Origin of the sequence: Streptomyces spiroverticillatus (genome assembly GCA_014650415.1) — a bacterium.
GTDB classification, from domain to species: domain Bacteria; phylum Actinomycetota; class Actinomycetes; order Streptomycetales; family Streptomycetaceae; genus Streptomyces; species Streptomyces spiroverticillatus.
This window is the reverse complement of the sequence record BMUX01000006.1, coordinates 413,992-440,056: the sequence shown is the minus strand read 5'-3', so window position 1 is coordinate 440,056 and position 26,065 is coordinate 413,992. Positions and strand designations below refer to the sequence as shown.

At 70.3% G+C, this 26,065-nt stretch carries 19 protein-coding genes and 1 pseudogene; 10 read left to right on the top strand and 10 right to left on the bottom strand.

The annotated features are described in order from the left end of the window. Window positions 1-56: 56 nt before the first annotated feature. On the top strand, window positions 57-836 hold the full coding sequence (locus tag IE269_RS19120; RefSeq protein ID WP_189824212.1) for an LPXTG cell wall anchor domain-containing protein: 780 nt from the start codon (window positions 57-59) through the stop codon (window positions 834-836). Window positions 837-932: 96 nt separating this feature from the next. On the opposite strand, the gene IE269_RS19115 is transcribed toward IE269_RS19120, so the two are convergent. Then, entirely contained in the window at window positions 933-1,517 is a 585-nt protein-coding gene (locus IE269_RS19115; protein ID WP_189824211.1) for a biotin transporter BioY, read from the bottom strand. 309 nt (window positions 1,518-1,826) lie between these two features. Between IE269_RS19115 and IE269_RS19110 the strand changes: the two genes are divergently transcribed. From IE269_RS19110 to IE269_RS19100, 3 genes are all read left to right on the top strand, one after another. Continuing rightward, the gene (locus IE269_RS19110) at window positions 1,827-3,230 is read left to right on the top strand and encodes an amino acid permease (RefSeq protein WP_189824210.1); all 1,404 of its coding nucleotides are present in this window, start codon (window positions 1,827-1,829) and stop codon (window positions 3,228-3,230) included. A gap of 129 nt (window positions 3,231-3,359) precedes the next feature. Beyond that, window positions 3,360-4,781, top strand: a complete 1,422-nt coding sequence (locus tag IE269_RS19105; protein ID WP_189824209.1) for an amino acid permease — start codon at window positions 3,360-3,362, stop codon at window positions 4,779-4,781. Between the two features lie 157 nt (window positions 4,782-4,938). Then, window positions 4,939-5,583: a superoxide dismutase gene (locus IE269_RS19100; RefSeq protein ID WP_189824208.1), complete on the top strand. Its 645-nt coding sequence runs from the start codon at window positions 4,939-4,941 to the stop codon at window positions 5,581-5,583. 190 nt (window positions 5,584-5,773) lie between these two features. Here IE269_RS19100 and IE269_RS19095 read toward each other — a convergent pair whose 3' ends face one another. The 4 genes from IE269_RS19095 to IE269_RS19080 form a co-directional block, all read right to left on the bottom strand. After that, window positions 5,774-6,451, bottom strand: coding sequence for a response regulator (locus tag IE269_RS19095; RefSeq protein ID WP_189824207.1), 678 nt, complete (start codon window positions 6,449-6,451; stop codon window positions 5,774-5,776). A gap of 53 nt (window positions 6,452-6,504) precedes the next feature. Beyond that, window positions 6,505-8,157, bottom strand: a complete 1,653-nt coding sequence (locus tag IE269_RS19090) for a sensor histidine kinase (protein ID WP_189824206.1) — start codon at window positions 8,155-8,157, stop codon at window positions 6,505-6,507. Between the two features lie 97 nt (window positions 8,158-8,254). Continuing rightward, complete coding sequence (locus IE269_RS19085) at window positions 8,255-8,860, bottom strand: hypothetical protein (RefSeq protein ID WP_189824205.1); 606 nt, start codon at window positions 8,858-8,860, stop codon at window positions 8,255-8,257. A gap of 106 nt (window positions 8,861-8,966) precedes the next feature. Then, a complete protein-coding gene (locus tag IE269_RS19080; protein ID WP_189824204.1) occupies window positions 8,967-9,599 on the bottom strand; it encodes a mycothiol-dependent nitroreductase Rv2466c family protein in 633 nt (210 codons plus the stop codon). Between the two features lie 176 nt (window positions 9,600-9,775). On the opposite strand from IE269_RS19080, the gene pepN (IE269_RS19075) reads away from it, so the two are divergent. Both pepN (IE269_RS19075) and IE269_RS19070 read left to right on the top strand, forming a co-directional pair. Then, a complete protein-coding gene (gene pepN, locus IE269_RS19075; RefSeq protein ID WP_189824203.1) occupies window positions 9,776-12,343 on the top strand; it encodes an aminopeptidase N in 2,568 nt (855 codons plus the stop codon). Between the two features lie 258 nt (window positions 12,344-12,601). Next, window positions 12,602-13,666 (top strand): hypothetical protein, encoded by a 1,065-nt coding sequence (locus IE269_RS19070; protein WP_229897896.1) that lies wholly within the window; start codon window positions 12,602-12,604, stop codon window positions 13,664-13,666. Window positions 13,667-13,720: 54 nt separating this feature from the next. On the opposite strand, the gene IE269_RS19065 is transcribed toward IE269_RS19070, so the two are convergent. Continuing rightward, entirely contained in the window at window positions 13,721-14,176 is a 456-nt protein-coding gene (locus IE269_RS19065) for an NUDIX hydrolase (protein WP_189824202.1), read from the bottom strand. A gap of 333 nt (window positions 14,177-14,509) precedes the next feature. Between IE269_RS19065 and IE269_RS19060 the strand changes: the two genes are divergently transcribed. Continuing rightward, complete coding sequence (locus IE269_RS19060) at window positions 14,510-17,806, top strand: S8 family serine peptidase (RefSeq protein ID WP_189824201.1); 3,297 nt, start codon at window positions 14,510-14,512, stop codon at window positions 17,804-17,806. Window positions 17,807-17,955: 149 nt separating this feature from the next. Here IE269_RS19060 and IE269_RS19055 read toward each other — a convergent pair whose 3' ends face one another. Further along, window positions 17,956-18,657: a nitroreductase family protein gene (locus IE269_RS19055; protein ID WP_189824200.1), complete on the bottom strand. Its 702-nt coding sequence runs from the start codon at window positions 18,655-18,657 to the stop codon at window positions 17,956-17,958. Window positions 18,658-18,858: 201 nt separating this feature from the next. Here IE269_RS19055 and IE269_RS19050 point away from each other — a divergent pair, with 201 nt between their 5' ends. Further along, a complete protein-coding gene (locus IE269_RS19050; protein ID WP_189824199.1) occupies window positions 18,859-19,887 on the top strand; it encodes an aspartate-semialdehyde dehydrogenase in 1,029 nt (342 codons plus the stop codon). A gap of 163 nt (window positions 19,888-20,050) precedes the next feature. After that, complete coding sequence (gene pepN / locus IE269_RS19045; RefSeq protein ID WP_189824198.1) at window positions 20,051-22,627, top strand: aminopeptidase N; 2,577 nt, start codon at window positions 20,051-20,053, stop codon at window positions 22,625-22,627. Between the two features lie 136 nt (window positions 22,628-22,763). Here the strand turns inward: pepN (IE269_RS19045) and alc are convergent, their stop codons facing one another. Both alc and IE269_RS19035 read right to left on the bottom strand, forming a co-directional pair. Further along, complete coding sequence (gene alc, locus IE269_RS19040; protein WP_189824197.1) at window positions 22,764-23,891, bottom strand: allantoicase; 1,128 nt, start codon at window positions 23,889-23,891, stop codon at window positions 22,764-22,766. Window positions 23,892-24,089: 198 nt separating this feature from the next. After that, the gene (locus tag IE269_RS19035; RefSeq protein WP_189824196.1) at window positions 24,090-24,713 is read right to left on the bottom strand and encodes a ScbR family autoregulator-binding transcription factor; all 624 of its coding nucleotides are present in this window, start codon (window positions 24,711-24,713) and stop codon (window positions 24,090-24,092) included. A 93-nt stretch (window positions 24,714-24,806) separates the two neighbouring features. Between IE269_RS19035 and IE269_RS43220 the strand changes: the two are divergent. Next, a pseudogene (locus IE269_RS43220) lies at window positions 24,807-24,998 on the top strand (MerR family transcriptional regulator); the annotation flags it as partial. Window positions 24,999-25,158: 160 nt separating this feature from the next. Here IE269_RS43220 and IE269_RS19025 read toward each other — a convergent pair. Beyond that, window positions 25,159-26,064, bottom strand: a complete 906-nt coding sequence (locus IE269_RS19025) for a LysR family transcriptional regulator (RefSeq protein ID WP_189824195.1) — start codon at window positions 26,062-26,064, stop codon at window positions 25,159-25,161. Between the last annotated feature and the right edge of the window lies 1 nt (window position 26,065).

Genomic DNA, 26,065 nt, shown 5'->3' with positions numbered 1-26,065 from the left:
TCCTGCATGTACGACTGACGCTTCGCCTGGCGCTGTCAGAATAAGGGGGCTGGGAAATGCTCGAAAAGATCGGGAAAGAGATCACCGGCAAGCGTGCCGGATCTTGTCTCGCGGTCGCTGCCGCGGCCGTTCTGGTTTTGCCGTCCGCGGCCTTCGCCGCCGATCCGACGCCCGGCAGCGACAAGGGCGGAACTCCTGGCCCCAGCGCTCCCGCAGACGTGAAGATCTCCACCGAACTTCCGGAACAGATTTCGGTCGACAACAAAACGGGAAAGACAAAAATCACCGCGACAGTGGCGAACAAGGGCAGCAAGGCGACCGGTCAGATCACGATGGCCGTCGTCGGCTTCGACGGCCTGAAGGTCGACGCGGCGTCCGGCTGTGTGCCGATCCCGAAGGACCGGCTGCCGAAGGGCTCCAACAGCGGGTTCGCCTGCATCGTCGCGGACCTCGCCGCGGGCAAGTCGAAGTCGTACGCCGTCGACGCGACCTTCGACACGAAGAAGCAGGGCAAGATCTGCCTGCCGGTGACCGAGGGCACCAGCGAGAAGCTGCTGTGGCAGCAGGGCCCGGTGGACTTCGGTACGTCGAAGCCGACTCCGAACGCCCCTGACACCCCACTGCTGCTCGGGACGGCGAATGTGCCGTTCGGTCCGGACGCACCGGCACCGGTGTCACCGTCGCCCGGTGCGAGCAAGCCGGGCGCGAACAAGCCGGGCCTGCCGAAGACCGGCCCCGACGGTGCACTGCCGCTCGGCATCGCCGGCGCGGTACTGCTCGCCGCCGGTGGCGTCGGCTTCTGGTGGTCGCGCCGGGACCGGGTCACCCAGCACTGACGCACGCGCCGCGCACAGGAGAAGGAGGCTCCCGGCATCTGCCGGGAGCCCCCTTCTCGTACACCTACGAACTCGTACACCTATGAACGAAAAACCTCAGCCCTTGCGGCCGACGAGCTTCCACGCGGTGGGCAGCGCGCCCATCGCCAGGGCCGCCTTCAGGGCGTCACCGATGAGGAAGGGGACGACACCCGCGGCGAGGGCCGCGGAGAGGTTCATGCCGGTGGCAGCCATCAGGTACGGGACGCCGACGGCGTAGATGATCGCCGAGCCGACGACCATGGTGCCCGCCGTGCGCAGCACCGAGCGGTCGCCGCCGCGCCGCGCCAGCGCACCGACCGCGGTGGCGGCGAGCAGCATGCCGATGACGTAGCCGAAGGACGCCCCGCCCGCACCCGAGGTGCCCGACTGGAACACCGGCGCGCCCGCCATGCCCACGAGCGCGTACAGCGCCAGGGAGAGGAAGCCGCGGCGGGCGCCGAAGGCGGTGCCGACGAGGAGGGCGGCGAAGGTCTGGCCGGTGACCGGGACCGGGGAGCCCGGCACCGGGATCGCTATCTGGGCGGCGATGCCGGTGAGCGCCGCGCCGCCGACGACAAGGGCGATGTCTCGTACGCGGGTGGCCGGAAGCAGGTCGGCAAGGACCGCGCCGGGGCGGGTGGTTACGGCAGCAGTGCTCATCGGGACTCCGCGGTGAAGAGGGGGGCAGTCAGGGACATGGCGACGTTAACCCGGGGGCCGTCGCCGGATCACCCTAGAGCGCCGACAAAGCCGGGAACAGAGGCTTGGTGGACATCACACAAAGGGGGTGAGGTCAGACGGGCCGAGCGTGATGCGCGTCACTGGCAGCGAAGGCAGATTGGTCCCTTTTGCGCAGTGGGGTCGGGTGAGGAGACACTGTGGGGTCCCGCCAAATCGCACGACCGTCCCGCCATCCCCGCCCCGCGACCGTCGAGTCCCGCTCGACCGTCCTTCGAGAGCACGAGCGCCATGCACGACCAGGCCGTACAGCAGCCGCAAGAGCCACAGCACCTGAAGGAGCCGAAGGAGCCCCTGTCCGCAGGGCTGAAACAGCGCCATCTGACGATGCTCGGCCTCGGCGGGGTGATCGGCGCGGGGCTCTTCGTGGGCTCGGGCGCGGGCATCGCGGTCGCCGGCCCCGGCATCGTCCTTTCGTATTTGATCGCGGGCGCCATCGCGATGCTCGTGATGCGGATGCTCGGGGAGCTGTCGGCGGCGATGCCGGCGTCGGGTTCCTTCTCGGTGCACGCGGAGCGGGCGCTCGGCCGGTGGGCCGGTTTCAGTGTGGGCTGGCTGTACTGGTTCCTGCTGGTCGTGGTGCTGGCGGTGGAGGCGACCGGAGCGGCGAAGATCGCGAACGGGTGGGTGCCCGGGGTGCCGCAGTGGACCTGGGTGCTGATCTTCATGGTGGTCTTCACGGTCGCCAACCTTGCGGCGGTGAAGAATTTCGGAGAGTTCGAGTTCTGGTTCGCCGCCCTCAAGGTCGGCGCGATCGTGCTGTTCCTGGTGCTGGGCGCGCTGGCGATCTTCGGCGTGCTGCCCGACACCGACCCGGTCGGCCTGGCGAACCTGACCGGTGACGGCGGTTTCTTCCCCAACGGTGCGTCCGGCGTGATCTCCGGCGTCCTCGCGGTCGTGTTCGCGTTCGGCGGCCTGGAGGTCGTGACGATCGCCGCCGCGGAGACGGACGACCCGGCCCGCGCGGTCGGGCGTGCCGTGCGCAGCGCCGTATTCCGGATCCTGTTCTTCTACGTGGGTTCGATGCTGGTCATCGTGACGCTGCTGCCGTGGGACTCGATGACGCCGGGCCTGAGTCCCTACGTCGCGGTGCTCGACCGGATCGGGATTCCGGCCGCCGGGACGATCATGAACATCGTGGTGTTCGTGGCGCTGCTCTCGGCGCTCAACGCCAACCTGTACGGCTCCTCGCGGATGGTCTTCTCGCTGGCGGAGCGCGGGGAGGCGCCCAAGGGGCTGCTGAGGACGTCGCCGGGCGGGGTGCCGCGCCGGGCGGTGCTGGCGTCGGTGGCGTTCGGGTTCGTGTCGGTCGTGCTCAATCTGCTGTGGCCGGACACGGTCTTCCTGTACATGCTCAACGCGGTCGGCGCGGTGCTGCTGTTCGTATGGGGGCTGATCGCGGTCTCGCAGCTGAAGCTGCGCCGTCGTATCGAGCGCGAGATGCCGGAGCGGCTCACGCTGAAGATGTGGGCGTTCCCGTATCTGACGTGGGCGGCGCTGGCCGCGATGGCGGTCGTACTGGTGCTGATGCTGCTGGACGACTCCGCCCGGCCGCAGCTCCTGTGGTCGGCGGGTGCGACGGCGCTGGTGCTGCTGGTGTCTCTGGTGCGGGAGTTGCGCGCGAGGCGTGCCTAAATTTTCACGGTGTGTGAGCGTGGTGTCCGTATAGCGGTCGACAGTTCCCTCTGAGCGGTGCCGTACCGAGACTGAGGGCCACTCTCAGCTCACTCCCCCACCGTCTCAGCTAGTGAACAGGGCACGCTCATGTCTCGGACCTCCGCGCCCCCACCGCCGCCTTCACAGACGCCCGACGCCCCGGCCGCCGCGGACGCCTCGCTCGGCCACGGCCTCAAGCAGCGGCACCTTTCCATGATCGCCCTCGGCGGGGTGATCGGCGCCGGGCTCTTCGTGGGCTCGGGCGCGGGCATCGCCGCGGCGGGCCCCTCGATCGTCATCGCGTACGCGATATCCGGCCTGCTCGTCATGCTGGTGATGCGGATGCTGGGCGAGATGTCGGCGGCGAACCCGAGCTCGGGCTCGTTCTCCGCGCACGCCGAGCGGGCGATCGGGCCGTGGGCGGGCTTCACGGCGGGCTGGGCCTTCTGGTTCCTGCTCTGTGTCGCCGTCGGCCTGGAGGGCATCGGCGCCGCGAAGATCATGCAGGGCTGGTTCCCCGGCTCCCCGCAGTGGGCGTGGGTGGCGCTGTTCATGGTGATCTTCCTGGCCACCAACCTGGCGGCGGTGAAGAACTTCGGCGAGTTCGAGTTCTGGTTCGCCGCCCTCAAGGTCGGTGCGATCTCGCTCTTCCTGATCATCGGCCTGCTGGCCATCTTCGGCGTGCTGCCCGGCAGCGACACCGCCGCTCCCGGCCTCACCAACCTCACCGGTGACGGCGGTTTCTTCCCCAACGGCAGCGAGGGCCTGATCATCGGCCTGCTGGCGTCGGTCTTCGCGTACGGCGGACTGGAGACGGTGACGATCGCCGCGGCCGAGTCCGAGCACCCGGTGCAGGGCGTCGCCAAGGCGGTGCGCACCGCGATGTGGCGCATCGCGATCTTCTACATCGGCTCGATGGCCGTCGTCGTCACCCTGGTGCCGTGGAACGACCCGAAGGTCGCCTCGATCGGCCCGTACGTCGCCACTCTGGACCACCTGGGCATCCCGGCCGCCGGTCAGATCATGAACGTGATCGTCCTGGCCGCCCTCCTGTCGGCGATGAACGCCAACATCTACGGCTCCTCCCGCATGGCGTACTCGCTGGTGCAGCGCGGTCAGGGCCCGGCCTTCCTCGGCAAGCTGTCCGGCGGGGTGCCGCGCGTCGCGGTGCTGTGCTCGTCGGTCTTCGGCTTCGTGTGCGTGGCACTGAGCTGGGTCAGCCCGGACAAGGTGTTCCCGTGGCTGCTGAACATGATCGGCGCGCTGATCCTGGTGGTCTGGATCTTCATCGCGGTCTCGCAGCTGATCCTGCGCCGCCGCACGGAGCGTGAGACTCCGGAGAAGCTGGTCGTACGGATGTGGATGTTCCCGGTGCTCACCTGGGTGGCCCTGGCCGGCATGGCGGTCATCTTCGTCCTGATGCTGCGCCAGCCCGACACCCGCCTCCAGCTCGCCGGAACGGGCGGCCTGACGGCGTTCCTGATCGTCGTCGGCGTCGTCCGCCAGAAGCTGGCGAAGGCCCGCAACTAGGCCTCCGCACACCCCACTTACGCCCTAGGTCCGCATGCTCTCGGCATGCGGACCTAGGGCTTTTTACTGAGGCATGCCTAAGCTGCTCCGTCAAATAAGTGCTGGTAGCGTGCAGATGCATAAGACTTGCAATAAGCAATCGGAGGGGTCGGACGACATGGCCATCTACACGCTTCCTGAACTTCCGTACGACTACGCGGCCCTTGAGCCCGTGATCAACCCGCAGATCATCGAGCTGCACCACGACAAGCACCACGCGGCGTACGTGAAGGGTGCGAACGACACCCTGGAGCAGCTCGAAGAGGCCCGCGACAAGGACGCGTGGGGCTCGATCAACGGGCTGGAGAAGAACCTCGCGTTCCACCTGTCCGGCCACATCCTGCACAGCATCTACTGGCACAACATGGCCTCCCCCAAGGACAGCGGCGGCGGCGAGCCGCTGGCCGCGGACGGTGTCGGCGACCTCGCGGACGCCATCACCGAGTCCTTCGGCTCCTTCGCCAAGTTCAAGACGCAGCTGACGAAGGCCGCGGCCACCACGCAGGGCTCCGGCTGGGGCGTCCTCGCGTACGAGCCGGTCTCGGGCCGCCTCATCGTCGAGCAGGTCTACGACCACCAGGGCAACGTCGGCCAGGGCAGCGTCCCGGTCCTGGTCTTCGACGCCTGGGAGCACGCCTTCTACCTCCAGTACAAGAACCAGAAGGTCGACTTCATCGACGCCATGTGGGCCGTCGTCAACTGGCAGGACGTGGCGAAGCGTTACGCGGACGCCAAGAACCGCACGCCGCTCATCACGCCGTGAATCCGGCGCACACCGTGAATACGGTGTGAATTCCCCGCCGTGAGGCGGGACCCCTCAGCGCCCTGCTCGTGATCGTCTTCTCAACTTTCACCGGGCGGGTGGAATGACGAAGAGCCCTCGCGAGGACATGACTCGCGGGGGCTCTTCTGTGCGCCGGTGCTGGTGCTCACTTCTGGCGCCGGGGCCGGCGCTAGGAGGACAGCCCGGCCTGGTGTGCCAGCAGCGCGGCCTGGACGCGGCTGTCGGTGCCGGTCTTGTCAAGGATCGCGCCGACGTGCGTCTTGACCGTGCCGACGCCGATGCCCAGGCGGTCGGCGATCAGGAGGTTGGGAAGCCCTTCGCCGAGGAGCGCGAGGACGTCGCGCTCCCGGTCGGTGAGGGGGGCCAGGCGGCGCTCCAGTGCGGTGGAGGCGTCCTCGGCCGGTGGCCCGCCCTGGAGCATGTGCTTGATGACGGTGCCGGTGACGCCGGGCGAGAGCACCGCGTCACCGGACGCGGCGGCACGCACCGCGCGGATCAGTTCCTCCGGGCCCTCGTCCTTGAGCAGGAAACCGCTCGCACCCGAGCGCAGGGCCCGGGTGACGTTCTCCTCGTCGCCGAACGTCGTGAGCATGACGACCTGCGGCGCCGGATCGAGGGCCCGCAACGGCGCGACGGTGGCCAGGCCGTCCTGCACGGGCATCCGGATGTCGACCAGCGCCACGTGCGGGCGCAGTTCGGCGGCGAGCGCGACGGCCTCGGCACCGTCGACCGCCTCGCCGACGACCTCGATGCCGTCGGCGTGCTGGAGGATCATGCGCACGCCGTGCCGGATCATCTCCTCGTCGTCGGCGAGAAGGACACGGACGGTGGGCGGCGGCGTCGACATGAGGTGCTCCCGCGGGTCGGAACGTCAGGGCGCGGACACCCTGGCGCGGACCGTCAGGGCGCCAGCGGCACGTCGAACGTGTCGACGGCCGCGAGGGTGTCACCCGCGAAACAGTAACGGGTCACCTCAAGCTCACCCGTATCGGACATTTCATTCGTGTACGGGAAGACGCAGTCGGTGACTCCCCGCGGCCGGGGCGGCTCGTGCCCCTCGGCGGCGGCGCGGACGGCCGGGCTGTCCAGGGAGAGCGAGCGCATGACCTCCTTGCGGCTCATCCCCACCTTCACCTCGTGCATCGCCGGCACCTCGGGCCCGGGCCTGGCCTGGCTGACCAGGCCGACGGCGAAGGCCATCATCACGGAGAGGCCGCCGAGGGCGACCAGGGCGGTCACCGCGCCGCCGAGCCGGCGTTGCAGTATCCCGCTCCAGCCCTCCGACTGGGCGAACTCCTCGGCGGAGGTGGCCGCCTCCGGGCGGCGTACGGGAGCGGGGGCCGGGGGCGCGTCGTGCGGCCCGGTGGGGATGGTCGCGGTGACCTCGAAGCCGCCGTCGGCGGTGGGGCCCGCGGTGAAACCACCGCCGGTGAGACCGACGCGCTCGCGCAGGCCGGTCAGGCCCCGGCCGGTGCCGAGGCCGGTGGCGGGCGCGGACGCCGGGGGCGGCCCGTTGCGTACGACGGTACGCACCTGCTCCCCCGTGTGCTCGACGGTGACGGCGACCGGGGCGCCGGGGGCGTACCGGTGGACGTTGGTGAGGGATTCGCGGACCACCCGGTGCACGGCGCGGCGCACCGACTGGCCCTCGACCTCGTCCAGGTCGGGGCCCGTCCAGGTGAGGGTGACGGGGATGCCGCCGCTGCGGGACTCGGCGACGAGGGCCTCGATGTCGGGGCGGGTGCCGGTGGCGTCGGTGAGGGCGGTGGTGCCGGTGTCGCGGCCGAGGGGGCCGAGCACGCCGAGCACCTCGCGCAGTTCGCGCATGGCGTCGCGGGTGGCAGTCCGTACGAGAACGGCTTCCTCGCGCAGTTGCGGCGCCTGTTTGGCGAGTGCCAGCTCCAGACCGCCCGCGTGCAGGGAGATGAGGCTCAGGCGGTGGCCGACGAGGTCGTGCATCTCGGCGGCGATGCGGGAGCGCTCGTGGATGCGGGACTCGCTGTCGGCGAGCCGCTGGGCCTCCTCGGCGGCGGCGGTGCGCTCGGCGAGGGCGGCGACGAGGCGGTCCTGCTGCCCTGCGGCGGCGCCCACCAGGCCCGGCACGATGACGGTGACGCCGGCGAGCATGGCGCCGAGGGCGAGCCCGTACTGCCAGCTGCCCGCGCCCAGCGGGCGGGCGCACAGCGCGGAGGCGAGGACGGCGAGTGCGTACGCCGCGAGCAGCACGGCGATGCGGCGGCGCGGGTCGGGCACCCGGCGGGCGGTCGCGAACGCGATCAGGGCGAGCGGCAGCCCGGCCGCGGGCAGCACTCCGAGCAGCACGGAGGCACCCAGCAGTGCGGAGACCGGGTAGCGGCGGCGGGCCAGCAGGAGCGCCAGGACGAGCGCTCCGGCGAGGAGCTTCACCGCGCGCGTGGGAACGGGCACGGCGGCCGTCTGGAAGCCCTCGAAGTCCATGAAGACCATCAGTGCGCCCGCGACGCCCAGCTCGGCGCAGGACCGCAGCCAGGGGTGCGGGCGGGCGTCGCGGGAGGAGGCGGAGGTTCGCGGCATAGCGGAAATTATGGGCGCGGGTGTGCGGGTGTCCCGTACGCCGTGCGGAGGAGGGCGCCTCTGCCTTCGGGCAGAGACGCCGTCGGCGGTACGGGTGTCACCTGGGGAGGTATCCGGTGCGCCCGACGGCGACGAACTCCTTGGCGAGGCCCGTTTCGTGGAGCCGGGCGAAGGGGGTGAAGGGGATGCCGAGTTCGGACTCCCCCCGGTCGAAGTTCCAGGTCTTGTGGAACTCCACCCGGTAGTAGTGCGGGTTCGGGCGCTCGACGCGGAACTGGACGCCTCTGACGGCGAGCCACCAGTCGGGGCTGATGGCGGGGGCGATGGTGACACCGTGCCAGGTGTCCAGGTGCGACCACTGTCCTGCCTCGGCCTCCATGAGGCGGGCGTTGACCGCGGCGCGCACGGGCGGCAGGGCGACCAGGGTGCTGGCGTCGAGGCGGTAGGTGTCACCGGTGCCGGCGAGATAGTGGCGCAGTGTGCCGGAGGCGTGGCGCAGGCCGATCAGCCACCAGAGACGGGCGAGGGCGGAACACCCTGCCCGCACCGCTCGGTCGGTCGGGCGGACGGGCAGGGTGGCATGGGGGGCGTTGTCGTTCGGCAGATACGGGGAGGAGCCGGGGCCGCCGGATATGAGGGCGGCCTCAGGGTCGGCCGTGTCCGTGCCTATGTGGCTGTCGCCGTGTATCGCGCCTGTCTCCATAGGGGGACGCTAAGCGGGGTGGCCGCTTCGCGCCTGTTGGGCGGGGCACTCGGGGTGGCCGCCGCAAGGGTGCGAGGGGGGGCCGCCGCAAGGGTGCGAGGAGGGGTCAGTCGAAGATCGGGCCCTGGGTGCGGGTGCGCTTCAGCTCGAAGAAGCCGGGGGTGGAGGCGACCAGCAGGGTGCCGTCCCAGAGCCGGGCCGCGGCCTCGCCCTTGGGGGCGGGGGTGACGACCGGGCCGAAGAAGGCGACCTTCTGGCCGTCCGCTCCGGGCACCGCGATGACCGGGGTGCCGACGTCCTCGCCGACCAGCGAGATGCCCGACTGGTGCGAGGCGCGCAGTTCCTTGTCGTACGTGTCCGAGGTGGCGTACGAGAGGAGCTCGGCCGGGAGTCCGACCTCGGCGAGGGCCTCCGCGATGACCTCGTCGGTGATGCCGCGGCCCTCGTTGTGGATGCGGGTGCCGAGCGCGGTGTAGAGCGCGCCGGTGATCTCCTCGCCGTGCAGCTGCTGCGCGGCGATGACGACACGTACCGGACCCCAGGCGGTCTTCATGGCCTCGCGGTACTGCTCCGGCAGGTCGTCGCGGCCCTCGTTGAGGACGGCCAGGCTCATGACGTGCCAGTTGACCTCGACCGGGCGCACCTTTTCGACCTCCAGCATCCAGCGCGAGGTCATCCACGCCCAGGGGCACAGCGGGTCGAACCAGAAGTCGGCGGGGGTCTTCGCGTTCTCGGACATGTCTCTCCTCATTGATGTTTCAAGAAGTCGCGCGCTGTGCGCCACACAACCACGGCGGACGGCATCCCATTCCCGTGCACGCCGAGTAAGGAGCACATGGGAGGATCGGACCTGTTTCGAGAAGTTGTCGAACACCGTCTGCGACCACGTCTGATACGTGTCACGAAGGAGTGCCCGTGCCCGGTGAGAACCTGTCCCGCGACGAAGCCCAGAAGCGGGCCGCGCTGCTGTCCGTCGACGGTTACGAAGTCGCGCTCGACCTGCGGTCGGCCGTCGGCGACCACGAGGGGGACGGCCCGCGCACGTTCCGCTCGGTGACGACGATCCGTTTCCGGGCCGCCACGCCCGGCGCCTCGACGTTCGCGGACCTTCTCGCCCCCTCGGTGAACGCGGTGACCCTCAACGGCACGCAGCTGGACCCCGCGAAGGTCTTCGACGGGGCCCGGGTCGCCCTGGAGGGCCTGGCGGCCGAGAACGTCCTGGTGGTCGACGCCAACTGCGCCTACAGCCGCACCGGTGAGGGCATGCACCGCTTCGTCGACCCGGAGGACGGCGAGGTCTACCTGTACACGCAGTACGAGCCGGCCGACTCCCGCCGGGTGTACGCCAACTTCGAGCAGCCGGACCTGAAGGCCCCGTACCGCTTCTCGGTGCAGGCGCCGGAGGGCTGGACGGCGTGGAGCAACGGCGCGGGCACCCTCGCGGACGGCGTCTGGACGTTCGCCGAGACCAAGCCGATCTCGACGTACATCACCGCTGTGGTGGCCGGTCCGTACCACTACGTCACCGACAACTACACGCGCACCTTCGCCGACGGCACCACGCTGGAGATCCCGCTCGGTGCGATGTGCCGCAAGGGGCTCGCGAAGCACTTCGACGCGGACGACGTCTTCCTGATCACCAAGCAGGGCCTGGACTTCTTCCACGACAACTTCGACTACCCGTACCCCTTCGGGAAGTACGACCAGGCTTTCGTGCCGGAGTACAACCTCGGTGCGATGGAGAACCCGGGCCTGGTGACCTTCCGCGAGGAGTTCATCTTCCGCGGGAAGACCACGAATTCGGCGTACGAGGGACGCGCGAACGTCATCCTGCACGAGATGGCGCACATGTGGTTCGGCGACCTGGTCACCATGCAGTGGTGGGACGACCTGTGGCTGAAGGAGTCCTTCGCGGACTTCATGGGCTCCTTCTCGATGGTGGAGGCCACTCGCTTCACCGACGGCTGGATCACCTTCACCAACCGTCGCAAGGCGTGGGCGTACCGCGCCGACCAGCTGCCGTCCACGCACCCGATCACGGCCGACATCCGTGACCTGGAGGACGCGAAGCTGAACTTCGACGGCATCACGTACGCCAAGGGCGCCTCCGTGCTGAAGCAGTTGGTGGCGTACGTCGGCCGGGACGCCTTCCTGGAGGGCGCCCGCCGCTACTTCAAGGCGCATGCGTACGGCAACACCCAGCTCGGCGACCTGCTGTCGGCGCTGGAGGAGACCAGCGGCCGGGATCTGGGCGAGTGGTCCCGGGCCTGGCTCCAGACGGCCGGCGTCAATTCGCTCACCCCTGTGGTGACGTACGACGCCGAGGGCCGCATCACCGAGCTGGCGGTCGTGCAGGAGGCCGCCGCGTCACACCCGGAGCTGCGCCCGCACCGGGTCGCGGTGGGCCTGTACCGCATGGAGGGCGGCGCGCTGGTGCGCTACGCCCGCACCGAGACGGACGTGGCCGGTCCGCGCACCGTGGTGGCCGATCTGGCGGGGGCCGAGAAGCCCGCGCTGATCCTCGTCAACGACGACGACCTGACGTACTGCAAGATCCGCTTCGACGAGGGCTCCCTGGAGACCCTGCGCGCCCACCTCGGCGACCTCACCGACCCGCTGGCGCGTGCCCTGTGCTGGTCGGCGCTGTGGAACCTGACCCGGGACGCCCTGATGCCCGCCCGGGACTTCCTCGACCTGGTGCTGCGGTTCGCGGGCCGTGAGTCCGACATCGGTGTGCTCCAGATGCTCCACGCCTGGACGCAGACGGCGCTCACCCACTACGTGGCGCCCGCGTCGCGCAAGGAGCGGGCGCAGGCGCTCGCCGAGGGGGCGCTGCGCGAGCTGCGCAGCGCCGAGCCGGGCAGCCAGCACCAGCTCACCTGGGCGCGTTTCTTCGCCTCCGTGGCGTCCTCGGAGGCCGACTACCAGCTCCTGGAGGGGCTGCTGGCGGGTACGGCGCGCATCGACGGCCTGGACGTCGACCAGGAGCTGCGCTGGGCGTTCCTGTCGCCGCTGGCGGCGCACGGGCGCGCCGACGAGCAGGCGATCGACGCCGAACTCGCCCGCGACGACACGGCGTCCGGAAAGCGGCACCAGGTCCGGTGCCTGGCCTCGCGTCCCTCGGAGGCGGTCAAGGCGCAGGCGTGGGCGACGGTGGTGGAGTCCGACGCACTGTCCAACGCGCTGGTGGAGGCCACCAACGCCGGCTTCATGCGGGGCAGCCAGCGCGAGCTTCTCGCGCCGTACGCACAGAAGTACTTCGCGGCGATCGAGCGGGTGTGGGCCGAGCGTTCCATCCAGATCGGCGTCCTGATCGTCCGCGACCTGTACCCCTCGCTCCAGGACCCGGCCGCCACGCTGGCCGCCACCGACGCGTGGCTGGACGCGCACGCCGAGGCGGCTCCGGCGCTGCGGCGTCTGGTGCTGGAGGCGCGGGACGACCTGGCGCGGGCGCAGCGGGCGCAGGAGCGCGACGCCTCTTGAGGTGACATCCGCGCGCACCTCTGGAGGTGACATCCGCGCGCACCTCTGGAGGTGACATCCGCGCGCACCTCTGGAGGTGACAGGGCCCGGCTTCTCCTGCGAGAGGCCGGGCCCTTTCTTGCGCCTACGTTTTCGACGCCCCGCCCGGGGTACTGCTCGGCAGTCGAACAGCCGTACTTTAGGGCGGGGTTGTCCCGGAATGTCGACGGGACTGTAACAGCGGTTAGAGGCAGGGGCACGGGCGGGAAGGTCGTCGGCATGAACAACGACACGCACCCCCAGGCGCAGTCCACCCCCCAGTCGCACACGGCCCCCAAACCCCGCACCGGGTCCCCTTCGGTGTCCGCGGAGGCCGCCGCCCGCGCCCTGCCCCTCAGTCACCTCTCCGACGTCCAGCGCCGGGTCCTGACGACCGCGTCGCTGCGCGAGCACGGCATCTCGGCGGCGAAGGCGTCGGCACAGTGCCGGGCGGGCGGCCCGTGGCAGCAGCTGCTGCCGGGGGTGTTCCTGCTGCACCAGGGGATGGCGACCAGCGAGGAGCGGCTGCACGCGGCGCTGCTGTACACCGGCCGGGGCGAGGAGGGTGCGGTGATCACCGGTCTGGCGGCCCTGGCACTGCACCGGTTCACATCGGCACCGCCGCTGCTGGGGCTCGAGCACATCGACGTGATGGTGCCGCGCACCCGGCGGCTGCGATCGACCGGTTTCGTCCGGATCGTACGGGCGCACGCACTGCCCGGCACCCAGGTGATCACCGGACTGCCGGTGGCCCCGGTGGCGCGGGCGATCGCGGACGCGGTGGCGCACCTGAGCGACGCGAACACGGTGCGCTGCATCCTGGCGGAGGCGGTGCGCGGCGGTCACTGCGAACCGGCGGCGATCGTGCGCGAGTTGAACCTGGCCCGGCTGCTGACCCGGCCGCACGTGAGCGACGCGGTGGACGCCCTGCTGGCGGAGGGCCGGTCGATCGCCGAGGACCGGCTGTACGCGATGGTGAGCGACTTCGGGCTGCCGGACCCGCTGTGGAACGTGGACCTGAGGCTGCCGGGCGGCCCGCACCTGGGCGGTGTGGACGCGTTCTGGCCGGACCAGTCGGTGGCGGTCGAGCTGGACACCCGGGCGCCCCGCCAGGACGAGGACGCACTCTGGTCGGAGTACGCGCGCAAGCGCGAGCACCTGGAGCGCCTGGGCATCACCGTGGTGCACCTGACGCCGAAGAAGCTGCGGGAGGCGATGGACCAGCAGGCGGCCGTGGTGCGCACGGCGCTCATGGCGTCCGTGGACCGCGACCCGGCCGCCTACGTGGTCGTCCTCCCCCGATGAGCCGGTGGGCGACGGCGACCTGGGCCGCGGTGGGCACCCGGCGGGCGCTCGGAATCAGGAGGTGGACTTCACCCGGCCGTTGGCCGGCCGGGTGCGCCACAGTTCCAGGCCGGTGTCGACGAGTTCGACCCGGTCGAGGGAGGTGACGGCTTCGAGGGGGTGCCAGGCGGCGAGGTCGGTGGAGCCGCCCGTCTCGTGGCGCAGCTCGCCGCCGGTGATCCTCGCCTCGTACACGATGCGCAGTCCCTGGAAGTCCGCGAAGGATCCGAGGCGGCGCGGGTAGCGCCGCCGGATGGAGTCCAGTCCGAGGAGCTGCACCGGTTCGACCGCGTAACCGGTCTCCTCGTCGACCTCGCGGACGACCGCCTCCAGGGGGTCCTCGCCGTGTTCGAGGCCGCCGCCCGGCAGCGTCCAGCGTTTCGCGCCGTCCCGGGCCACCCAGCGGGCCAGCAGCACCTTCTCGTCCCGTACGCACACGGCGTAGGCGGCCACTCTCAACTCTGCGTTCATCTGGAGAGGCTAGGCGGTACCCGCCCCCGCGCACCCGGATCGGGCGCAGACGGGTGCGGCGACGCGCCCCGGGCGCCCCGGAAGTCCGCACGCGACGGGCGGCGGATTCGGGTGTGCCGGGCGGCCGAGTCGCGTGTATCGGGCAGCCGGTTCCCCTGAGGCGGAGTCGTGCCAGTGGCGGGTTCATGCCAGGGACCATTACGCCTCAGTCAACTCTCCCCAAACAACTGTCACTTACGACATGCTGACCGGTCATTGGGCACCGAAATCCGAACCCTTTCTTACAAGGTTCCGTCCGGATTTCTTCCAGATCCTTCACATTCAGGGATGCACATGACCGCCACCCCCCAGCCCTCCGCGCCCCGCGCGGGCGGTGTCAGACGTACCGCGCGAATAGCCTTCGCGGCCTCGCTGGTCGCCGCGCTGTGTGCGGCGGCGCCGCTGCCGGCCTTCGCCGCGGGCGCCCCGGACCCGACTCCCCCGGCCCCCAAGGCCGCCGAGGCCAAGCTCGGCAGCGTCGACGAGGCGCTGCTCACCGAGGCGCAGAACTCGGGCGCGAAGGACGTCACCGTGATGGTGGCCACCGCGCCGGGCGCCACCGAGCAGGTCAAGGCCCAGTTCAACGGCGTGCAGGGCGCGACCGTGGGCCGCACGGACGACGCGCTCGGCTATGTCCGGGCCACGCTGCCCACCGCGAAGGCCGAGGCCGCGCTGAAGGCCGCCGCCAAGCTCTCCAGCGTCCAGGCGATCGACCTCAAGCAGGAGATCAAGCTGGACGACCCGACGCCGTCGGGCGACCGGGCCGAGGGCGCCGCCAAGGCCGGCAAGGGCTCGTACCCGGGGCCGGACAAGAACACCCCCGCCGAGAACCCGTACAACCCGTCCTTCGAGACGGGCGCCGTCGACTTCGTGAAGAAGAACCCGCAGGCGGACGGCCGCGGCGTCACCATCGGCATCCTGGACTCGGGCGTCGACCTCGGTCACCCCGCGCTCCAGAAGACCACCACCGGTGAGCGCAAGATCGTCGACTGGGTGACGGCGACGGACCCGGTGGCCGACGGCGACCTGACCTGGCGCCCGATGCTCACCGAGGTCAAGGGCCCGACCTTCACGGCCGGCGGCCGAACCTGGACGGCGCCTGCGGGCACGTACAAGTTCAACGTCTTCCGCGAGAACGCCACCACCGGCGGCGACGCCAAGGGCGACCTGAACCGCGACGGCGACACCACCGACGTGTGGGGCGTGCTGTACGACCAGGCCGCCGGCACGGTACGCGTGGACCTCGACAACGACGGCGACTTCGCCGACGAGACCGCGATGACGCCGTACAAGGACAAGTTCCAGGTCGGCTACTTCGGCAAGGACAACCCGGCGACGGACGTCGTCGAGCAGGTCCCCTTCGTGGTCGAGTTCCGCAAGGACGTCGTCTACAACGCTGCCGGTGCGAAGGCCGACTTCGTCAACATCGGTCTCATCGAGAGCGAGCACGGCACCCACGTCGCGGGCATCACCGCCGCCAACAAGCTGTTCGGCGGCAAGATGAACGGCGCGGCCCCGGGCGCGAAGCTGGTGTCCTCCCGTGCCTGCACCTGGGACGGCGGCTGCTCCAACATCGCGCTGACCGAGGGCATGACCGACCTGGTCAAGAACCGCGGCGTCGACATCGTCAACATGTCGATCGGCGGCCTGCCCGCGCTCAACGACGGCAACAACGCGCGTGCAGCGCTCTACACCCGTCTCATCGACCAGTACGGCGTGCAGCTGGTCATCTCCGCCGGAAACAGCGGCCCCGGCACCAACACCATCGGCGACCCCGGTCTGGCCGACAAGGTGATCTCGGTGGGTGCGTCCATCTCCAAGGAGACCTGGGCGGCCAACTACGGCTCGGCCGTGAAGACCAAGTACGCGATGATGCCGTTCTCCTCGCGCGGACCGCGTGAGGACGGCGGTTTCGCGCCGACCATCACCGCGCCCGGTGCGTCGATCAACACCACGCAGACCTGGCTGCCCGGCGGCCCGACCCTGGAGTCCGGCTACGGCCTGCCCGCCGGTTACTCGATGCTCCAGGGCACCTCGATGGCCTCCCCGCAGGCGGCGGGCGCCTCGGCGCTGCTGATCTCGGCGGCCAAGCAGGCGAAGCTGGACCTCACCCCGGCGAAGCTGCGCACCGCCCTGGTCAGCCAGGCCGACCACATCAAGGGTGCGCAGGCGCACGAGCAGGGTGCCGGTCTCATCAACGTCGTCGACGCGTGGAAGTCCCTGAAGAAGGGCGCCACCGCGCACGAGTACACGGTGAAGGCCCCGGTCGACACCGCGATCGACGAGGCGCTCAAGACGCCCGGCTTCGGCACCGGTCTGTACGACCGCGAGGGCGGCCTGAAGGCCGGTCAGAAGAAGACGTACGACATCACCGTCACCCGCACCACGGGTCCGGCCGGTGCCGTCCGTCACGAGCTGCACTTCGAGAACAACGACGGCACCTTCAAGGTCGTCGGCGACGACGTCGTGAAGCTTCCGCTGAACCAGCCGGTCACGGTGAAGGTCTCCGCGCAGCCGCGCACCGGCGGCATCCACAGCGCCGTCCTGGAGCTGTCGGACAACGCCACCGAGGGCATCGACAAGCAGATCCTCACCACGGTCGTCGTCGCCGACGAGGTCGCGAAGCCGTCGTACGCGCTGAAGAAGACCGGCACGGTCCAGCGCAACGCCCCCACCTCGTACTTCCTGAACGTGCCCCAGGGCGCGAAGAACCTCGAAGTGGCGCTGAGCGGGCTCGCCGCGGGCAGCCAGACCCGGTTCATCTCGATCCACCCCTACGGTGTCCCGTCCGACCCGACGGCGACCACCAACTGCTACCCGAACTACAACAACCCGGCGAACACCTGCCGCCCGGACGTCCGCTCCTACGCGAACCCGGCGCCGGGCGTCTGGGAGATCGAGGTCGAGGCGCGCCGTACGTCGCCGCTGCTCGACAACCCGTACACGCTGGACGTGACGCTGCTGGGCGCGGACTTCGACCCGGCCGTCAAGGTCGTCCCCGAGGCGAAGGTCGGCACGCCGGCCCCCGTCGAGTGGAAGGTCACCAACAACTTCGGCCCGCTCACCGGCAAGCTGAAGGGCGGCTCGCTGGGCTCCGCGAAGGTCGCCAAGCCGACCATCAAGCAGGGTGAGACGCAGGAGACCACGCTCGTCCTCGGCGAGGGCGTCGAGCGTCTCGACGTCGCCATCGGCAAGGTCTCCGACGCCAAGGCCGACCTGGACCTGGTGGTCCTGAAGGACGGCAAGGAGGTCGGCAAGTCCGCGGACGGCGACTCCGAGGAGGCCGTCAGCCTGGTGAAGCCCGCCGCCGGTACGTACACCTTCGTCGTGGACGGCTACTCGATCCCGGCCGGTACGACGACGTACGACTACCGCGACGTGTTCTTCTCGCCGTCGCTCGGCACGGTCAGCACCGACGAGTCGCAGCAGATCCAGCTCGCGGGCGGCGCGTCCGCCCAGGTCACCGCCTCGGTGAACGTCGGCGGCGCGGCCCCCGAGGGCCGTCAGTTCTTCGGCGAGGTCCAGCTGCTGAACGCGCGCGGCACGGCCGCGGGCAAGGGCAGCGTGCAGATCGAGAAGGTCGTCCAGTAACGGACTGATCCTCCTGTACGAGTGAGGGGCGGGCCGGGAAGTCTCCGGCCCGCCCCTTCCGTGTGTCCGGTGCCGGTGCGGAAAACGCACTCCGGTGCCGGTGCGCGCGAGCACCGGTGCTGGTGCGAGAACGCGCACCGGTGCCGGTGCTAGATCTCGACCATGACCTGGTCGAGGGACTTGCGGACCAGGTCCGGCACCTGGCAGTCCTCTGCCGGGTAGCCGACCGGGATGACCGCGAAGGCCTTCTCGTTGACCGGGCGGTTCAGCACCTCGGAGAGGAAGCGCATCGGGCTCGGGGTGTGGATGAGGGCGGCGAGGCCGGACAGGTGCAAGGCGCTCAGCAGCATGCCGACCGCGATGCCGACCGACTCGTCGACGTAGTAGTGCTTGCGCTTGGTGCCGTCCTCGGCGAGCCAGTAGCGCTGCTGGAAGACCACGATCAGGGCGGGGGCGTCCGTGAGGTGGGGCTTGACCTCGTCGGTGCCCAGCGGGCGGAGCGCTTCGAGCCACTCCTCGCCGAGCCGTCCGTCGTAGGAGATCTGCTCCTCGGCCTCGGCGGCCTCGCGTATGCGCCGGCGTACGTCCGCGTCCTTGACCAGGACGAAGGTCCAGGGCTGCTGGTGGGCGCCGGAGGGGGCGGTGGCGCCGCAGGCGATGGCGTCGCGGATCACCTGGTCGGGGACGGGGTCCGTGGAGAACTGGCGGACCGTGCGGCGCTCGTCCATGCGGGTGCGCAGCTCGGCGGCGCGGGCCAGGGATTCGGCCGCGTCCATCCGGGCGGGGGTGTAGGGGACCGGCCGGTAGGGGTCGCCGTGGGTCGGTTCCCACTTGTTCTTTGTCACAGTCATGGCCAGAGCATGAAGGGGGCAGGGGCTCTGTGTCCGGTCGTTCGGGAAATCCGGTGCCCGCTGTCCGCTCTGCGGACACTTCGCGGCGTCGCGGTCCGTCCCTCGGACAATCGATTGGACAAGCCGGACGGCACCTCCCGCATCATGGGTGCCATCGCCGCAGGTCGCCATGCCTGCACACTCAAGGACTGAGGAGTCACTGTGAGGGTCGGAATCGTCGGAGCCACCGGTCAGGTCGGCGGAGTCATGCTGCGGATCCTCGCGGAGCGGAAGTTCCCGGTCACGGAGCTGCGTCTGTTCGCCTCTGCCCGCTCCGCCGGCTCGACGCTGGAGTGGGACGGCAAGCCGGTCGCCATCGAGGACGCCTCCACGGCCGACTACACGGGCCTGGACATCGTGCTCTTCTCCGCCGGTGGTGCCACCTCCAAGGCCCTCGCCGAGAAGGTCGCCTCCCAGGGCGCCGTCGTCATCGACAACTCCTCCGCCTGGCGCCGTGACCCCGAGGTCCCGCTCGTGGTGTCCGAGGTGAACCCGCACGCGGTGGCCGACCGCCCCAAGGGCATCATCGCCAACCCGAACTGCACCACGATGGCCGCGATGCCCGTGCTGAAGCCGCTGCACGGCGAGGCGGGCCTGCTGACGATGATCGCCACCACCTACCAGGCCGTGTCCGGCTCCGGTCTGGCCGGTGTCGCCGAGCTCGACGGGCAGGTGAAGAAGGTCGTCGACCAGGCGGCCGAGCTGACCCACGGCGGCGACAAGGTCGAGCTGCCCGAGCCGAACGTCTACAAGAAGCCGATCGCGTTCAACGTGCTGCCGCTGGCCGGCTCGATCGTCGACGACGGTTCCTTCGAGACGGACGAGGAGCAGAAGCTCCGCAACGAGTCCCGCAAGATCCTGGAGATCCCGGAGCTGAAGGTCTCCGGCACCTGTGTGCGGGTTCCGGTCTTCTCCGGCCACTCGCTCCAGGTGAACCTGCGCTTCGAGCGTCCTCTGTCGGTGGAGCGCGCGTACGAGCTGCTCGGCGGTGCACCGGGTGTGGCGCTCTCCGACATCCCGACGCCTCTTGAGGCGGCAGGGCAGGACGTCTCCTACGTCGGCCGCATCCGCGTCGACGAGACCGTCGACAACGGCCTCGCACTGTTCCTCTCCGGCGACAACCTGCGCAAGGGTGCCGCGCTGAACGCGGTGCAGATCGCGGAACTGGTGGCGGCGGAGCTCAAGGGCTGACGCGTCCCCTTCGCCCACAGGGCGGTGACACCGGTGGCCTCTTGGTGCATCGGTGTCACCGCCCTTGTCGTGTGCGGCCACCGCGACCGTAAATCTCACTGCCGACAGTGCCCCGTGCCGTGGAAGGATGGCCCAGAACGTCACGATCCGAGGAGATGACAGGGTGCCCGGTACCAATCTGACCCGCGAAGAGGCGCAGGAGCGCGCGCGGCTGCTCACGGTTGATGCGTACGAGGTGGAACTCGACCTCAGTGGTGCGCAGGAGGGCGGTACCTACCGCTCGGTGACCACGGTGCGCTTCACGTCCGCCGAGGACGGGGCCGCCAGCTTCATCGACCTGGTCGCACCGACGGTGCACGAGGTCGTGCTGAACGGCGAGGCGCTGGACGCGAAGGCGGTGTTCGCCGACTCGCGGATCGCGCTGCCGTCGCTGCGCGGCGGTGACAACGAGCTGCGGGTCGTCGCGGACTGCGCGTACACCAACACCGGTGAGGGCCTGCACCGTTTCGTCGACCCGGTCGACTCGCAGGCGTACCTGTACACACAGTTCGAGGTGCCGGACGCACGCCGGGTGTTCGCGTCGTTCGAGCAGCCGGATCTGAAGGCAACTTTCCAGTTCACCGTGAAGGCCCCGGCGGGCTGGACCGTGATCTCGAACTCGCCGACTCCGGAGCCCAAGGATGACGTCTGGACGTTCGAGCCGACGCCGCGCATCTCGACGTACATCACCGCGCTGATCGTGGGCCCGTACCACGCGGTGCACTCGGTGTACGAGGGCAAGGACGGGCAGCGGGTGCCGCTGGGCATCTACTGCCGTCCCTCGCTGGCCGAGCACCTGGACGCCGAGGACATCTTCGCGGTCACGCGGCAGGGCTTCGACTGGTTCCAGGAGAAGTTCGACTACAACTACCCCTTCGCGAAGTACGACCAGCTCTTCGTGCCGGAGTTCAACGCGGGTGCGATGGAGAACGCCGGTGCGGTGACCATCCGCGACCAGTACGTGTTCCGTTCGAAGGTCACGGACGCCGCGTACGAGGTGCGGGCCGAGACGATCCTGCACGAGCTCGCGCACATGTGGTTCGGCGACCTCGTCACCATGGAGTGGTGGAACGACCTGTGGCTGAACGAGTCGTTCGCCACGTACACCTCGATCGCCTGCCAGGCGTACGCCGGGGGCTCGAAGTGGCCGCACTCCTGGACGACGTTCGCGAACTCCATGAAGACGTGGGCGTACCGCCAGGACCAGCTGCCCTCCACGCACCCGATCATGGCGGACATCCGTGACCTGGACGACGTGCTGGTCAACTTCGACGGCATCACGTACGCCAAGGGCGCGTCCGTGCTCAAGCAGCTCGTGGCGTACGTCGGCATGGACGAGTTCTTCGCCGGTGTGCAGGCGTACTTCAAGGCGCACGCCTTCGGCAACACGCAGCTGAGCGACCTGCTGGGCGCCCTGGAGCAGACCAGTGGCCGCGACCTGAAGACGTGGTCGCAGAAGTGGCTCCAGACGGCCGGGATCAACATCCTGCGCCCGGAGATCGAGACGGACGCCGACGGCGTCATCACCGCCTTCTCCGTCAAGCAGGAGGCCCCGGCGCTGCCCGTCGGCGCGAAGGGCGTCTCGACGCTGCGGCCGCACCGCATCGCGATCGGCCTGTACGACCTGGACGGTGCGGGCAAGCTGGTGCGCACCGACCGCATCGAGCTGGACGTCGACGGCGAGCTGACCGCTGTGGACGCCCTGGTGGGGCGTACGCGTCCGGCCGTGGTGCTCCTGAACGACGACGACCTGTCCTACGCGAAGGTGCGTCTGGACGAGGCGTCGCTGGCGTTCGTCACCGAGCACCTGGGCGACTTCGCCGAGTCGCTGCCGCGCGCCCTGTCCTGGGCGTCGGCGTGGGACATGACGCGCGACGGCGAGCTGGCCACCCGTGACTACCTGGCGCTGGTGCTCTCGGGCATCTCCAAGGAGTCCGACATCGGTGTGGTGCAGTCGCTGCACCGTCAGGTGAAGCTGGCGCTGGACCTGTACGCGGCGCCGTCGTGGCGCGAGGCGGGGCTCAACCAGTGGACCGAGGCGACGCTGGCGCACCTGCGCTCGGCACAGCCGGGCAGCGACCACCAGCTGGCGTGGGCGCGGGCGTTCGCGGCGACTGCGCGCACGCCGCAGCAGCTGGACCTGCTGCGCGGGCTCCTGGAGGGCTCGGAGTCCGTCGAGGGCCTGGTGGTCGACACCGACCTGCGGTGGGCGTTCGTGAACCGTCTGGCGGCCGTGGGCGTCGCCGACGAGGACGAGATCGCGGCGGAGCTGGCGCGCGACAACACCTCGGCGGGCCAGCAGCACGCGGCGTCGGCCCGTGCGGCGCGTCCGACGGCGGAGGCGAAGGCGGAGGCCTGGGCGTCGGTCGTGGAGTCCGACGAGCTGACCAACTCCCTCCAGGAGGCCGTCATCGGCGGCTTCGTGCAGACCGACCAGCGTGAGCTGCTGGCGCCGTACACGGAGAAGTACTTCGCGGCGGTCAAGGGTGTGTGGGACGCGCGCTCGCACGAGATCGCGCAGCAGATCGCGGTGGGCCTGTACCCCTCGCTCCAGGTGTCGCAGGAGACGCTGGACGCGACGGACACCTGGCTGGCGTCGGCAGAGCCGAGTGCGGCGCTGCGGCGGCTGGTGTCGGAATCGCGCTCCGGTGTGGAGCGTGCGCTGAAGGCACAGGCGGCGGACGAGGCGGCTGCTTCGTAACAGTGTGACGCTCATGTACCCGGCACTGTCGCGGACATGGGAGGAGGGCCCCGGCGCGGGTGGGTGTGCGCCGGGGCCCTCTGTTGTTCCCGTGCGTGCGGGATCGCTGTCCACCGCACGCACGGAGTCTGTCGGGCTAGTTGCTCAGGTCCTCGTACCGGGCCTTGAGCTCGGCCTGGCCCTGCTCGGTGACGGTGCCGTGCAGGCGCATGCGGGCGACGCCGCCGTCGGGGAAGGCGTCCAGGCGTACGTGGGTGGCCACTGCCTGCGCGGCGAGCTTGAACCGGTGCAGGGTGTCGGGCTGGAGCTTGGTGCGGGGAAGGATCTCGAACCAGTCGCCGGTGTCGCCGTTGCGGCCGCTGAGCGCGATCCAGCCGGCGGAGTTGCCCTTGAGGTAGGCGGTGTCGATCTCGACGGCGCGGATCGCGCCCTGGGCGACGAGCTTGAAGCGCACCCAGTCGTTGGTGTCGCGCACCCGGCGGCGGCGGTTCTCCCAGCCGTCGTCCATCTTGCGGGAGGTGCCCGGCAGGATGATCTGGGTGGGCGAGGAGTAGAACTTGTCGGACGCGTCCTCGTAGGTGCCGCCGTTCTGTACGGCGATGAGGTCGATCGTGCCGAGCAGCTGGAGCCACTCGGGGTCCGGGACGACCTCGCCGTGCACGCGCAGGCGGGCGATGCCGCCGTCGGGGTGCTGGCACAGGCGGATGTGCGTGAAGCGGCGCTCGACGTCGATCGCGAAGGCGTTGGCCGCGTGTCCCTTGACGGGCGTGACGGGGACGATCTCCTCCCACTTCACGTCGTCGGCAAGGAGCTGCTCGGGGCTCGGGGAGCCCTCGACGGCGGTCGCCTGGATGCTGACGCGCTGCGGGTAGTTGCCGCGGAAGTGGGCGGTGTCGACGATGATGCCGCGGATGACGCCGGCCGCGCCGAGGCGGATGATCGCCCAGTCGTGGTCCTCGACCTCGGGGAAGGGGCGGGTGGCGTCGACGCCGCGGCGGCGGCGGGTCTCCCAGCCGTCCATGATCTTGCCCTTGTGCCCGAAGTGCTCCGGGTCGAAGACGGCGCGCTCGCGGATGAGGAGGTTCTCGCGCTCGGCGAAGAACTCGTCGTTGGCGGCGATGACACCGGCGCCGAGGCGGCGGTCGGCGAGGTCGACGAGCTCGGTGAACGGGAGGTCGCCCGCACTGCGGTAGTCGGCGTACGGGTCGCCTCCGCCGTAGGGGGCTGCGTCGTTGGCGTGCGGGTCGCTCTCGTTGGTCGTCATGGGTACGACTGTGGCTTCCCGGCACCACCCAGGTCCATCGAAAGTTTCCGCACAGGCTTTGAAGCAGAACTGAAGGGTCGGCTGCGTGCCGAAGTGGGGGCGAGTTGCCGCCACTTCGGCAAAACATAAAAAACTTTCTGTATGTTCAGAGCATGTCTTCATCCGCCGGCCCGACCCGGCCGCCCGGCCCGCACGCCTTCAGCCGCCCATGCCCCGCCGCACGTCCAGGTCGAACCGGGCGAGCTTTCCGGGTGCCGCCACTCCGGGAAGCAGCAACTGCCACATGTGCACGACCTGTTCGGCGAGGTCCTTGCGCCCGTTGCGCAGCTGTCCGTACAACTGCACGCCCGTGCAGGCGCCCACGACGAATGTGGCGACCCGCTCCGGGTCGACCCCCTCCCGGAGCTCGCCGCGCCGGTCGGCCGCGTGCAGGCACTCCTCCATCAGCACCTTCCAGGAGTGAAAGCTGCTGGGGTCCTGGCCGCCCTGCCCGCCCTGTTCCACCGCGAGCCGCACCCCGGCCCGCAGCAGCGGGTCGGACTGGAGCTGCCAGGCCCAGACCAGCGTGATGTCCACCAGGCGTTGCAGCCCGTCGGACCCGATGCGGGGCACGATCGTCCGCGCCTGGGCGGCCACGACCGCGTCGGCCAGGCCCTGTTTGGAGCCGAAGTGGAAGTACAGGGCGCCGGCGGTGACGCCCGCCCGCTTCAGGATGCGGGTGATGCCCGCCCCCGCGTACCCGTGCGCGTCGAACTCCTCGGCCGCGGCCCACAGGAGCGCCTCCCGTGTCCGCTGGGCCCGTTCCTGGGTGGGTGGTGTCATGGCGCCGCTCCCCTACTGCTCGCACAAGAAAACAGAACGTTCTCTACGTTACAGCTCCGAAAACCCCTCCGTCGGAATGCGAGGTCGTCCCCCATGCCCCTGCGTATCGGTGAACTGTCGGAGCGCACCGGCACTCCCCGCCGTCTGCTGCGCTACTACGAGGAGCGCGGGCTGATCGCCGCGCACCGCACCCCCAACGGCTACCGCAGTTACGACGACTGCTCGGTGGACCGCGTGCTGCAGATCAGGGGGTTGCTCGACGTCGGGCTGCCGACGCGCATCATCGAGGAGATCCTGCCGTGCCTGGACACTCCCCGGGCGATCCATCTGCCGGACGCACCTGCCGGGCTGCTGGACGTACTGGCGCTGGAGCGCGACCGGATGACCGCGCGCATCGGCGTCCTGGTGCGCAACCGGGACTCGGTGGCGGCCTATCTGGCCTCCCTCACACCCGCTCCCCCGCGATCGTCCGCAGTGCCGCCAGCGTCCGGCCCACCGCGGGTCCGTCCTCCGCACCGCGGCGGACCGCGGCCACCACGTGACGGCGCGGCTGGTCCGCCTCCAGGACGCGCATGACGACGCCCGTGCGGCGTTCGGCGGCGGCCATGCGCGGGACGAGGGCGACGCCCATGCCGGCCTCGACCATGGCGAGGATCGCCGTCCACCCGGCGGCGCTGTGCGCCTGTACGGGTACGAAACCGGCCGCCTCGCAGGCGGCGGTGGTGATCTCCGACCAGGGGCCGCTGCCGCCGAAGATCCACGCCTCGCCGGAGAGGTCGGCGAGGCGCAGGCCGGGGGCGGCGGCGAGGGGGTGGTGCGTGGGCAGGGCCACGTCGAGGGGGTCGGCGAGCAGCGGGATGCGGGCGAACTGCGGGTCGCGGGCGGTGGGTGCGTGCGCGGCGAGCGAGAGGGCGAGGTCGACGGCTCCGTCGGAGAGGAGTTCGTACGCCTCCGCCGCCTCCGCCTCCCGCACCCGCACCTCCAGGCCCGGATGCGTCTCGCGCAGGCGTCGCACGGCGGGTACGACGAGGGCGGGCACGGCGGTGGAGAACGCGCCGATGCGCACCTGTCCCGCGTCGCCCTTGGCGTAGCCCTCCAACTCGGCCTCCGCGCGTTCCAGTTGCGCGAACACCGCCTCCGCGTGCCGGAGCACGAGGTGGGCGGCGTCGGTGAGGCGGACCCTGCGGCCGTGCGCCTCCAGGAGGGTCACGTCGAGCTGTTTGGCGAGGTTGGAGAGTTGCTGGGAGACGGCCGAGGGTGTCATCAGCAGCGCTTCGGCGGTGGCCGTCACGGTGCCCCTCTCGCGCAGGGTCCGCAGGATGCGCAGTTTCTTGATGTCCCACTCGGTCATG